This window comes from Streptomyces sp. NPDC049813 (assembly GCF_044465085.1).
Taxonomy (GTDB): Bacteria; Actinomycetota; Actinomycetes; order Streptomycetales; family Streptomycetaceae; genus Streptomyces.
The window spans coordinates 739,261-750,737 of sequence record NZ_JBITLI010000001.1 but is presented as its reverse complement, the minus strand read 5'-3'; the positions used below and the strand labels follow the sequence as shown (position 1 = coordinate 750,737).

The following is an 11,477-nucleotide window of genomic DNA, read 5'->3' as shown; positions in this document are numbered from 1 at the left end:
GAAGCACAAAGATCGACAGGCACGCATTTGACAACGTTGTCGAACGAGAGAGGATCTCGATGAGAGCGTGGAAACGCCTGTCCACCGCCTTGTTGATCATCACCACCGTGGCGTCCGCCTCCGTCACCACGGGGACCGCGAACGCCCAGCAGCAGGGAGCGCGGTTCGCCGCCGATCCCACCCGGTCGGTCGACACGTCGATAGGCAACAACGGTGACGGCACCACCTTCCCGGGTGCCGCCGCCCCGTTCGGCATGGTGCAGCTGAGCCCCGACACCCAGCTGAACAAGTACGCCTCGTACGACTACGCGCAGGACACCATCCTCGGGTTCAGCCATACGCACCTGTCGGGCGTCGGCTGTCAGACCATGGGCAACATCCGGTTCATGCCGACCACGGGCGCGGTCACCTCGTCCGACCCCGCCGCATACGCCGCGAAGTTCAGCCACGACCACGAGACCCGGTCGCCCGGGTACTACGGCGTGACGTTCGACAACGGCATCGAGGCCGAACTCAGCGCGACGCAGCGCACCGGCCAGCACCGGTACACCTATCCGGGTGGCACGGCCCCGCAGAACGTGCTCATCGAGGCCGGCGAGAGCAACGGCAGCACCTACGCCGGTGACGTGCACGTGGTCGGCGACGACACCGTCGAGGGCTGGGTGCAGGGCGGCAACTTCTGCGGCGAGACCGGCAAGGAGCGCTACCGGGTCTACTTCAGCGCCAAGTTCGACCGGAAGTTCGACACGTTCGGCACCTGGACCGACAGCACCCTGACCCCGGGCCGCCGCGACGCGACGCGCGGCAGCAAGCGCGCGGGCGCCTGGCTCTCCTTCGACCCGGCCGGGGGCGACCGCGTCGGCTCCTCGGTGGGCCTTTCCTACACCTCGGTCGACGGCGCCCGGCTCAACCGCCGGGCCGAGCAGCCGAAGTCCTTCGACCGGGCCCGGGCGAGCGCGCACGACACCTGGCGGGACGAGCTGAACCGGATGCGGGTGGCGGGCGGCAGCACCGCCGACCGGCGCACGTACTACAGCGCGCTCTACCACTCGCTGCTCCACCCGTCGGTCGGCTCCGACGTCGACAACCGCTACCGCGGCTTCGACGACAAGGTGCACCGCGCGGACGCGCCCTACTACCAGATGTTCTCGCTGTGGGACACCTACCGCTCGCAGAACCAGCTGGTGGCTCTCCTCGAACCGGACAAGGCCGCGGACATGGCCAAGTCCGTGCTGCGCGTCTACCAGGACGGCGGCTGGCTGCCGCGCTGGGGCCTGGGCGGCGGTGAGACCAACGTGATGAGCGGCGACCCCGTCACTCCGTGGGTCGTCGACCTGTACAACCGCGGACTGCTCGACCGGCGCACCTCCCAGCAGCTCTTCGAGGCGCTGTGGAAGAACGCCAACGAGGTCCCCGCGGACCAGTCGCTCTTCCGCGGCCGCGACGGCAACCCGACCTACGTCAAGAACGGTTTCGTCGGCTACCAGAACCTGCCCGGTTACCTGTACGGCGACAGCCGCCAGGCCGGGTCGGCCACCCTGGAGTACGCCCTCGCCGACTGCTCGCTGTCCACGATGGCCGACGGCCTCGGCCACCGGGACAAGGCCGCGACGCTCGCCGCGCGCTGCGACAACTTCGCCAAGCTGTGGGACACCGGCGTCACCTCGAAGGGCTTCACCGGCTTCCCGGTCACGCGGAACGCCGACGGCAGCGTCGCCGGCGACCCCGACCCCACGCAGTCCGGCGCCTTCCACGAGGGCACGGCCTGGCAGTACCAGTGGCTCGGCCAGCAGGACCCGCAGGCCCTGTTCGGTCTGATGGGCGGTCAGAAGGCGGCTGAGCAGCGGCTCGACACGTTCTTCGACCTGCCGACCGTGCTGAGCGACCCAGCGAAGGCGGCGTCCGAGTCGTGGGTGACGGGCGCCTACGACTACCACAACAACTTCGCCTTCAACCCGAACAACGAACCCGACTTCCACGCGCCCTGGATGTACGCGTGGACGGGTGCGCCGTGGAAGACCTCGGCGGTGCTGCGCGCACTGCGCACGCTCTTCACCGACGACGCCTACGGCATGCCCGGCAACGACGACCTCGGCGCCACCTCGTCGATGCTCGTCTTCGCCATGGCCGGTGTCTTCGAGGCCCAGCCCGGTTCGGCGAAGTACCTCGTCTCCGCTCCCATGTTCGAGAAGGTCGAGATCCGGCCCGCGCACGGCCGCCGGATCGCCATCGAGGCCCCGGGCGCGGACGCGTCGAAGCTCCAGTACGTGTCCTCGGTGCGCACCGGCGCGGGCACGCTGCGCACGAGCTGGCTCTCCCACCGGGACCTGCTGCGCTCCGGCACGCTGAAGATCAAGCTGTCGGACCGGCCCACGAGTTGGGGCGCCGGAGTGGCCCCGCCCGCCGTGGCCCGGGACTGACACTCCGGGGTGCGGCCCCTCCCCCGACCGGCGATCGACGGGGCCGCACCCCGGGTGCGGCGTCCGCCGGGCCTCCCGGCGCCCCCGGCCCCGTGATGCCCGCGGACGTCCACCCCCCGTAAACGGGGAGTGCTCCCCGCTTCCTGGCAGTGACGATAGCATCTCCGCCGGGGAGCACTCCCCGGCTGCCCCAGTGACGCCTGACGGAGGACGACGATGAGCACCGGTGCGGACCGCGGGACCGCCCCCCGCCGGCGCGACGCGCGCCGCAACCGGGAGCTGCTGACCGAGGCGGCCCGGGAGGTCTTCCGCGAGCAGGGCCTGGAAGCGCCGCTCGACGTGATCGCCCGGCGGGCGGGCGTGGGCAACGCGACGCTCTACCGGCACTTCCCGACCCGGGTCGCGCTGGTCGACGCGGTCTTCCACGAGCCGCTCGCCGGCACCATGACCGCGGGCGAGGAGGCCCGGCGGGTCCCGGACGCCTGGACGGGGCTGACCGGTTACCTCGACGCCGTCTTCGCGGTGCTCGCCACCGACCGCGGCACGAACGACCTGATGACCACGCCGCTGCGGGGCATCGAGGCGCTGGAGGCCGTGCACGCGCACAACCGGCACACGCTCGACCTGCTGCTGACCCGGGGCCGGGAGCAGGGCACCGTGCGCGCCGACGCGACCCCCGAGGACGTCCTCTTCGCGCTCGCCGCCCTCGGCCGCGCCGTTCCGGCCCTGACGGCCGCGGTCGCCGCCGACGCCTGGCGCCGCCCGCTCGCGCTGCTCCTCGACGGCCTGCGGGCCGCGCCCGCCACCACCTCCTTGCCCGCGTCCGCCCTCACCGCCGGGCAACTCGGTGACGTCCTCGGCGAGTTGGGTCCGCACCGCGGCGGCGGTACCCCGACGGCGTAAGCGGTTTTCGGCCGCAGTCGGCCGCTCGGCGGATTGGCGTGTCCGGGGCGTTGACGCGTCCTCGCGCAGTGCGTACAAACGGCTCTTACAACGATGTAAGAACGGGAACACCGTCACGGATCCACCCGGCCGCGCCCCGCGACACGAGGAGCTCCGATGCGCCATCACCCCACCCCCACCCGCCTCAGACCGGCGCGCCACGCGCTCGGCATCCTGTTGAGCGCCCTCGCGCTGCTGCTGGGCGGCGCCACCGCCCTGGCCCCCGCAGCACAGGCCGCACCCACCGCCTGGACCCCGAAACCGGCGCCCATGACGACCCCGTGGACCGGGCAGGTCTCCCGGGACAACCCGCTGCCGGAGTACCCGAGGCCGCAGCTGACCCGGCCCGACTGGAGCAACCTCAACGGCATCTGGGACTTCGCCGTCACCTCCGCCGGCGCCGGCCAGCCCGCCTCCTTCACCGACCAGATCCGCGTCCCCTTCGTCGCGGAGTCCGCGCTCTCCGGCATCCAGCGCAAGATCACCCAGAACGACAAGCTCTGGTACAAGCGCACCTTCACCGTGCCGTCGAACTGGAACGGCCGCCGCGTCCAGCTCAACTTCGGCGCCAGTGACTGGCGTACGACGGTATGGGTGAACGGGCAGCAGGCGGGCGCCGTCCACAGCGGCGGCTACGACGCCTTCGGCTACGACATCACGCCGCTGCTCAACGGCGGCACGAACACCGTCGTGGTCTCGGTGTTCGACCCCACCCAGACCGGCGGCCAGGCCGTCGGCAAGCAGCGCATCAACGACGTGACGCCGCACCCCGGCGGCGGCATCTTCTACACCGCCGCCTCCGGCATCTGGCAGACCGTGTGGCTGGAACCGACCTCGGCGGCCCACATCACCCGGCTCGACATGGTGCCGAACCTGGCCGACTCGACGCTGCGCGTCACCGTGCGGGGCGAGGGGGTCAGCGGGCAGAGCGCCCGCGTGACCGTCAGCTCCGGCGGCACCACGGTGGGCACGGCGACCGGCGCGGTCGGCGCGCAGCTGACGATCCGCGTCGCGAACCCGCACCTGTGGTCGCCGGAGGACCCGTTCCTGTACGACGTGAAGGGCGAGCTCCTCTCCGGCTCCACGGTCACCGACTCCGTCGGCAGCTACACGGGCATGCGGTCGATCTCGCGCGGCACTGTCGACGGCAAGCAACGCCTGCTGCTCAACGGGAAGTTCGTCTTCCAGACCGGCACCCTCGACCAGGGGTACTGGCCCGACGGGATCTACACCGCGCCCACCGACGACGCCCTCAAGTACGACCTGCAGAAGCACAAGGACCTCGGCTTCAACATGGTCCGCAAACACATCAAGGTGGAACCGCAGCGCTGGTTCTACTGGGCCGACCGGCTCGGGCTGCTGGTGTGGCAGGACATGCCCGCGATGGACACCCGGACACCGGACGCGGCGGCCCGCACCCAGTGGGAGGCCGAGTTCGACCAGATCATCGACGAGCACCGCAGTTCCCCGTCGCTGGTGATGTGGGTCGACGAGAACGAGGGCTGGGGCCAGTACGACCAGGCCCGCATCGCCGACAAGGTGAAGGCCGCGGACCCCTCGCGCCTGGTCGACAACATGAGCGGCATCAACTGCTGCGGCGCGGTCGACGGCGGCAACGGCGACGTGATCGACCACCACAACTACGTCGGCCCGGGAGTGACCCGGCCGTCGTCGACGCGGGCCGCCGTGCTCGGGGAGTTCGGCGGTCTGGGACTGCGGGTGTCCGGGCACGAGTGGTCGCCCGGCAACGGCTTCTCCTACGAGGACCAGGCCGACGCCGGGCATCTGAACAACCGCTTCGTCGGACTCGTCGACGCGCTGCGCCTCCAGCAGATGCCGGCCGGGCTCTCCGCGTCCGTCTACACCGAGATCACCGACGTGGAGAACGAGGTCAACGGCCTGCTGACGTACGACCGGCAAGTGACCAAGGTCGACCAGGCCAGGATCAAGGCGGCCAACCAGGCGCTGATCACCGCCTCGCGGAGTCCGGCGGCGCCGGTGACCCTGCCGACCGGCTACCGGTCGCTGCGGGTCACCACGCCCGGCTTCACCGACCGCTACCTCCGCCACCAAGACGCCCTCGCGTTCACCGAGGTCGTCACCAGCGGCAGCAGCGCCCTGCTGAAGTCCGACGCCACCTGGCGCGTCGTGCCCGGTCTCGCGGACGGCGCCTGCTACTCCTTCGAGTCGCGCAACTATCCGGGCGAGTACCTGCGCCACCGCGACTTCCGCGTCCACCGGGAGGCCGGCGACGGCTCGGCGCTGTTCCGCGCCGACGCCACGTTCTGCGCGGTCCCCGGGCAGGGCGGGGTCCGGCTGATGGCCCAGAACTTCCCGGGCCAGTACCTGCGGCACTACAACTCCGAGGTGTACCTCGCCGTCCCCGGCGGCTCCCGCGCCGCGGACAGCCCGAACCTGTTCACCGAGGACACGACGTGGGCCGTGGAGGCGCCCTGGGCGCCCTGACCGCCCCGAGGTGTGGCGCGGCGCCGGGCGGGCACCCGTCCGGCGCCTCCGCTGGCGGACCCGAGCCGGCCGCCAGAGGGTGGAGGCAGCAGCACCGAACGAGGGAGTGGTCTTGGACGCGGCCGACAACGGGACGCTGTGCCTGGTGACCGGGGCGAGCGGGTACATCGGGGGCCGCCTGGTGCCCGAACTCCTGGACGCCGGGTACCGGGTGCGCTGCCTCGCCCGCACCCCCGCCAAACTCCGCGACCACCCCTGGGCGAAGGACACGGAGATCGTGCGCGGCGACGTGATGGACGAGGCGTCCGTCGCCGCCGCCATGGAAGGGGTGGAGGTCGCCTACTACCTGGTGCACTCGCTGGGCACCGGTCACGACTTCGAGCGGACCGACCGCGAGGCCGCCCGGGTCTTCGGCGAACAGGCCCGCAAGGCCGGCGTACGGCGCATCGTCTACCTCGGCGGGCTCACCCCGCAGGGCGTGCCGGAGCACGCGCTCTCCCCGCACCTGCGCTCCCGCTCCGAGGTCGGCCGCATCCTGACCGGCTCGGGGGTGCCCACGACGGTGCTGCGGGCCGCCGTCATCATCGGTTCGGGCTCGGCCTCCTTCGAGATGCTGCGTTATCTGACCGAACGGTTGCCGGTGATGGTCACCCCGAGCTGGGTGCGCACGCGGATCCAGCCGATCGCGGTCCGCGACGTGCTGCGCGCGCTCGTCGGCAGCGCCACGATGCCCGCGGACGTCTCCCGCTCCTTCGACATCGGCGGTCCCGACGTCCTCACCTACCGGGACATGATGGTCCGGTACGCGGCCGCCGCCCGGCTCCCGAAGCGGCTGCTGCTCCCGGTCCCCATGCTCAGCCCCGGCCTGTCCAGCCACTGGGTCAACCTGGTGACGCCCGTGCCCGCCTCCATCGCCCGGCCGCTGTGCGAGTCGCTGCGCCACGAGGTGATCTGCCACGAGCACGACATCGCCGCCTACGTGCCGGACCCGCCGGGAGCGCCGATCGGGTTCGACGAGGCCGTGACGCTCGCCCTGCGCCGCGTGCAGGAGGCCCAGGTCGCCACCCGCTGGTCCTCGGCCGCGGTGCCGGGCGCCCCCAGCGATCCGCTGCCCACCGACCCGGACTGGGCGGGCGGCAGCCTGTACACGGACGAGCGCGAGCAGCTGGTCGAGGCACCGCCCGGGCGGCTGTGGGACGTGGTCGAGGGGATCGGCGGCGAGCACGGCTGGTACTCGTTCCCGCTGGCCTGGGCCGTGCGCGGCTGGCTCGACCGGCTGGTGGGCGGGGTGGGGCTGCGGCGCGGGCGGCGCGACGCGGCCCGGTTGCGGGTCGGCGACTCGCTGGACTTCTGGCGGGTGGAGGAGATCGAGCCGGGGCGGCTGCTGCGGCTGCGGGCCGAGATGCGGCTGCCGGGGCTCGCCTGGCTCGAACTGTCCGTGGAAGAGGTGGCGGACGGCCGGTCCCGGTACCGTCAGCGGGCGCTGTTCCACCCGCACGGCCTGGCGGGCCAGGCCTACTGGTGGAGCGTGGCCCCCTTCCACTCCGTGGTCTTCGGCGGGATGGCCCGCAACATCGCCGCGACGGCGGAGCACGGCGGCGATCGGAGCTGACCGCCCCGCGGCCGGTTCCGCGGGGTCTGCGGCGTCTGCGGCGTCCGCGGGGTCGGAAAAACGTTCGCGTTCCGACCCATCCGCCCGCGCCGCGGCTCCGTATTACTCCTGCACCGTGATCGCACGTGTGCGCACGCAGCTCGGAGGTCGCGAAGGTGAAGGAAGCCGTCCGTATCGGTCCCGCCCCAGGAGCCGGACCCAGCCTGGAGGAGCTCATGGCCGACGTGGCGAAGGGGGACAAGGACGCCTTCGCCGGGGTCTACGACGCCGTGGCCGGCGCGGTCCTCGGCGTGGTCCGCGCCGTGCTCCGGGACCGCGCGCAGTCGGAGGAGGTGGCCCAGGAGGTGCTGGTCGAGGTGTGGGGCAACGCGGCCCGCTACCGTACCGACCGCGGCACCGCGCTCAACTGGGTGCTGACGCTCGCCCACCGGCGCGCCATCGACCGGGTCCGTTCGGCCGAGGCCGCGGCCGCGCGGGACCACCGCGCCGCCCTGCTGGCGCGCACCCCCGAGTTCGACGAGGTGACCGAGGCGGTGGAGCGGCGGCTCGAACACGAACAGCTGCGGCGCTGTCTGCGCACCCTGACGGAACTGCAGAAGCAGTCCGTCTCGTTGGCCTATTACCGCGGCCTCACCTACAGCCAGGTCGCCGAACTGCTCGCGGTGCCGCTCGGGACCGTCAAGACGCGCCTGCGCGACGGTCTGATCCGGCTGCGCGACTGCCTGGGGGTGAGCGCATGAGCGCCGAACTGCACACGCTGACGGGGGCCTATGCCCTGCATGCGCTCGACCCGGCCGAGGAGGCCGCGTTCGAGCGGCACCTCGACGCGTGCCCGGCCTGCGCCCAAGAGGTGCGGGAGCTGTCCGCCACGGCGGCGCGGCTCGGGCTCGCCGTCAGCGTGCCGCCGCCCGACGGCTTCAAGGAGGCGGTCCTGCGCCGCGTCGACGGGGTGCGCCAGGAGCCGCCGCGCACCGTCGCCGGTCCGGCCGCCGGGGCGGGCAGGACCGGCCGCAAGCTCTCGCGCTGGGCGCTGGCCGCCTGCCTCGCGGGGGTGGCCGCGCTCGGCGGGACCACGGTGTGGCAGCACCGGGAGGCGCAGGACGCGCGGCAGGAGGCCCGACAGGCCCGTCAGGTCACGGACCAGGTGGCCGACGTGCTCGGGGCGCCCGACGCCCGGACCCGTGGCGCACGGCTGCCGAACGGTGCGAGCGGCACCGTCACCGTCTCCGCCGAGCGCGACAAGGCCGTGTTCGTGGCCGCCTCGCTGGCCGAGCCGCCGTCCGGCAAGGTCTACCAGCTGTGGTTCGACGACGCCGGCACGATGCGGCCCGCCGGGCTGATGGACCCGGGGCGCACGACGCAGACCGTCCTCATGGCCGGAGCGGTGGGCGACGCGTCGGGCATGGGCATCACCGTCGAGCCCACGGGCGGGTCGGAACATCCGACCTCACGGCCGGTGGCGCTGATGCGGCTGCCGGCCTGAGTTCGGGCGGTCCCACGGGCCCCGCGGGGTGAGTCCCCGCGGGGCCCCGTCGTGTCCGCGGGGCGGCGGGATTCGGGCCGGGATTCCGGGCCCGCAGAACGGTTTTCACTCTTCCGGGTGATCGACCAATCCGCTCGGCAGGCAGCTCCGGATTCCCCGTGACGAAGGCAGAGCGCCTTTGTGAACCACCTCGTCGAGGAGTTGCCATGCGTATCCAACTGCGTCGTATCGCCGTAGCCGTGACCGTCAGCGCCGTCCTGCCCCTGGCCCTGACCGCCTGCTCCGACAGCGACTCCAAGGACAAGGCGTCGGACAGCGCCTCGGCCGGCTCCTCCAAGGCTTCGGACCCGGCGAGCCCCTCGGACTCCATGGGGACCATGACGGAGCCGTTCGGTCCGGGCTGTTCCGCGGTGCCCAAGGACGGCGCGGGCTCCTTCGACGGCATGGCCAAGGACCCGGTCGCCACGGCCGCCTCGCACAACCCCGCGCTCTCCACGCTGGTGTCGGCCGTGAAGAAGGCGGGCCTCGTCGACACCCTCAACAACGCCGAGAACATCACGGTGTTCGCGCCGACGAACGACGCGTTCGCGAAGATCCCGAAGGCCGATCTGGACAAGGTCCTCAACGACAAGGCCCAGCTCACCAAGATCCTCACGTACCACGTGGTGGGCCAGAAGCTGGCGCCCAAGGACCTGGAGAAGGGCTCGTTCGAGACGCTGGAGAAGTCCAAGCTCACCACGGCCGGCTCCGGCGAGTCGTACAAGGTCAACGACTCGGCCAAGGTCGTCTGCGGCAACGTGAAGACCGCCAACGCCAACGTCTACATCATCGACTCCGTGCTGATGCCCAAGAGCTGACGCACGACCGCGGCGGTGGCGCGGAACCCCGACCGGACGTCCCCGGGACGTCCGGCCTTCCCGTTCCCGGCCGCGGTGCGGCCGGGAGGCCGGTCAGTCCGCGTCCTTGCCCATCGCGCGCAGGACCGCCTGGCGGGCCTGGTAGTAGTCGGTGTCGGAGACGTCCGGGTCGTCCTCCACCTCGCTCAGCCAGTCCTCCATCTCCTCGTGCTGCCACAGGTCGAAGCCCCGGGGGATGGAGAGCGTCGTGGTGCTCGCGCGCAGCTCCTCCACCGCGACGGCTTCCTGGACACTGCGAGTGCTCACCTCGGTCACCGCGCCACGTCCTTCCGGTTCATAGGGGAACGGACGGGCGACCTTGCCAGACACACCCCGGATGTGTCCAAAACGGCCGCCTGTCCCCCGCCCGTCATGAGGCCAGGACGCTCACCCGGCCGGGAAGCGCGGCGGCGAAAGCGTCGGCGACGCCCGCGGCGAGGCGCTTGCCGAGGCGGTCGTTAGGTGCCGCGGGACTCGCCTCAGCCCGGCACCACGACGGTGCCACGGGTACGCAGGCCGACGAGGCCGTGGTCGTCATCGCCCGCAGCACCCAGGAGGCGGTCGTGGTGAACCTGCCGAAGCTGCACGCCCTACCCGTCCGGGAGAGCTGAAACCTCCGCCGCCGCACCTTTCGCACCCTTCACCCGTTCGGCCCTGCATCGCCGCTCCCGGCAGGCGCGCCGACGGTCCCGGCTCAAGGCTCGCCTTACGACTGGTACCGACGACGTAGAGGGAGTGAGGGTGGTGGCGATGCGCACGAGAGCGTTGGCGTCCGAGTTCATCGGGACCCTGCTGCTGGTCTTCATCGCCGTGGGCACCGCGGTCCTGGGAGTCGAGTTCATCGGCACCCTCGGCATCGCGCTGGCCTTCGGCTTCGTGCTGCTGGCGCTGGCCTACGCGCTCGGGCCGATCTCCGGGTGCCACGTGAACCCGGCGGTGACCCTGGGCATGCTGTGCGCGCGCCGGATCGACGTGCGGACCGCGGTCGGCTTCTGGATCGCGCAGTTCCTCGGCGGCATCGCGGGCGCGGCGCTGCTCTTCCTGCTGGCCAAGCAGGTGCCGGGGTTCCGCGCCAAGGGTGCCTTCGGCAGCAACGGCTACGGTGACCGCTCCGCGGTGCACATCAACACGGGCGGCGCGTTCCTCGCCGAGGTCGTCCTCACGTTCCTGCTGGTGTTCGTCGTGCTCGCGGTCACGCACCGCGTCGCCGTCACCGGCTTCGACGGCCTGCCGATCGGTATCGCCCTGGCCGTCATCCACCTGGTCGGCATCCCGCTGACCGGCACCTCCGTCAACCCGGCGCGCAGCCTCGGCCCGGCCCTGTTCGCGGGCGGGCCCGCGCTGTCGCAGCTGTGGCTGTTCATCGTCGCGCCGCTGGTCGGCGGAGTGATCGCCGCGCTCGCGCACCGGGTGACGCATCCGGCGGGCGAGGAGCGCACGATCGCCGACGAGGTCGCCGCGGCTCCCTGAGCGCCGCGCGCCCACGTCGGTCGACCAGGCCCGCCACCACCACGACGCAGTCGTGCGGGTGGCGGGGGGGGGGGGGGGGGGGGGGCCGGGCCGGCCGCCGCCCCCCCCCCCCCCCGCCGCGGCGCGCCCCCCCCCCCCCCGGCGCGGCCGCCCCCCCCCCCCCCCCCCCCCCCCCCCCCCCCCCCCCC

The 11,477-nt window shown here is 72.4% G+C and carries 10 protein-coding genes; 9 read left to right on the top strand and 1 reads right to left on the bottom strand.

Going from position 1 to position 11,477, the window contains the following annotated elements:
- The first annotated feature begins 59 nt into the window (after positions 1–59).
- The 7 genes from ACIBW6_RS03310 to ACIBW6_RS03280 all read left to right on the top strand — a co-directional run bounded on the left by ACIBW6_RS03310 (position 60) and on the right by ACIBW6_RS03280 (position 9,780).
- A complete protein-coding gene (locus ACIBW6_RS03310; protein ID WP_399056018.1) occupies positions 60–2,420 on the top strand; it encodes a GH92 family glycosyl hydrolase in 2,361 nt (786 codons plus the stop codon).
- A 216-nt stretch (positions 2,421–2,636) separates the two neighbouring features.
- A complete protein-coding gene (locus ACIBW6_RS03305) occupies positions 2,637–3,323 on the top strand; it encodes a TetR/AcrR family transcriptional regulator (protein ID WP_399056016.1) in 687 nt (228 codons plus the stop codon).
- A 156-nt stretch (positions 3,324–3,479) separates the two neighbouring features.
- Entirely contained in the window at positions 3,480–5,828 is a 2,349-nt protein-coding gene (locus ACIBW6_RS03300; RefSeq protein WP_399056014.1) for an AbfB domain-containing protein, read from the top strand.
- A 106-nt stretch (positions 5,829–5,934) separates the two neighbouring features.
- A complete protein-coding gene (locus ACIBW6_RS03295; RefSeq protein ID WP_399056012.1) occupies positions 5,935–7,440 on the top strand; it encodes an SDR family oxidoreductase in 1,506 nt (501 codons plus the stop codon).
- Between the two features lie 155 nt (positions 7,441–7,595).
- A complete protein-coding gene (gene sigK / locus ACIBW6_RS03290) occupies positions 7,596–8,180 on the top strand; it encodes an ECF RNA polymerase sigma factor SigK (protein ID WP_399056415.1) in 585 nt (194 codons plus the stop codon).
- Complete coding sequence (locus ACIBW6_RS03285; RefSeq protein WP_399056010.1) at positions 8,177–8,923, top strand: anti-sigma factor domain-containing protein; 747 nt, start codon at positions 8,177–8,179, stop codon at positions 8,921–8,923. Before sigK ends, ACIBW6_RS03285 begins: the two co-directional genes overlap by 4 nt.
- A gap of 206 nt (positions 8,924–9,129) precedes the next feature.
- Positions 9,130–9,780, top strand: coding sequence for a fasciclin domain-containing protein (locus ACIBW6_RS03280; protein WP_399056008.1), 651 nt, complete (start codon positions 9,130–9,132; stop codon positions 9,778–9,780).
- Positions 9,781–9,873: 93 nt separating this feature from the next.
- Here ACIBW6_RS03280 and ACIBW6_RS03275 read toward each other — a convergent pair whose 3' ends face one another.
- Positions 9,874–10,086 (bottom strand): hypothetical protein, encoded by a 213-nt coding sequence (locus ACIBW6_RS03275; protein WP_399056006.1) that lies wholly within the window; start codon positions 10,084–10,086, stop codon positions 9,874–9,876.
- Between the two features lie 176 nt (positions 10,087–10,262).
- Here ACIBW6_RS03275 and ACIBW6_RS03270 point away from each other — a divergent pair, with 176 nt between their 5' ends.
- A complete protein-coding gene (locus ACIBW6_RS03270) occupies positions 10,263–10,430 on the top strand; it encodes a hypothetical protein (RefSeq protein ID WP_399056004.1) in 168 nt (55 codons plus the stop codon).
- A gap of 139 nt (positions 10,431–10,569) precedes the next feature.
- On the top strand, positions 10,570–11,289 hold the full coding sequence (locus ACIBW6_RS03265; protein ID WP_399056002.1) for an MIP family channel protein: 720 nt from the start codon (positions 10,570–10,572) through the stop codon (positions 11,287–11,289).
- Positions 11,290–11,477 lie beyond the last annotated feature (188 nt).

Coding starts and splice junctions, on each gene's coding strand:
- ACIBW6_RS03310 (WP_399056018.1), top strand. CDS start 60: ATGAGAGCGTGGAAACGCCTGTCCACCGCCTTGTTGATCATCACCACC.
- ACIBW6_RS03300 (WP_399056014.1), top strand. CDS start 3,480: ATGCGCCATCACCCCACCCCCACCCGCCTCAGACCGGCGCGCCACGCG.
- ACIBW6_RS03280 (WP_399056008.1), top strand. CDS start 9,130: ATGCGTATCCAACTGCGTCGTATCGCCGTAGCCGTGACCGTCAGCGCC.
- ACIBW6_RS03285 (WP_399056010.1), top strand. CDS start 8,177: ATGAGCGCCGAACTGCACACGCTGACGGGGGCCTATGCCCTGCATGCG.
- ACIBW6_RS03265 (WP_399056002.1), top strand. CDS start 10,570: ATGCGCACGAGAGCGTTGGCGTCCGAGTTCATCGGGACCCTGCTGCTG.
- ACIBW6_RS03305 (WP_399056016.1), top strand. CDS start 2,637: ATGAGCACCGGTGCGGACCGCGGGACCGCCCCCCGCCGGCGCGACGCG.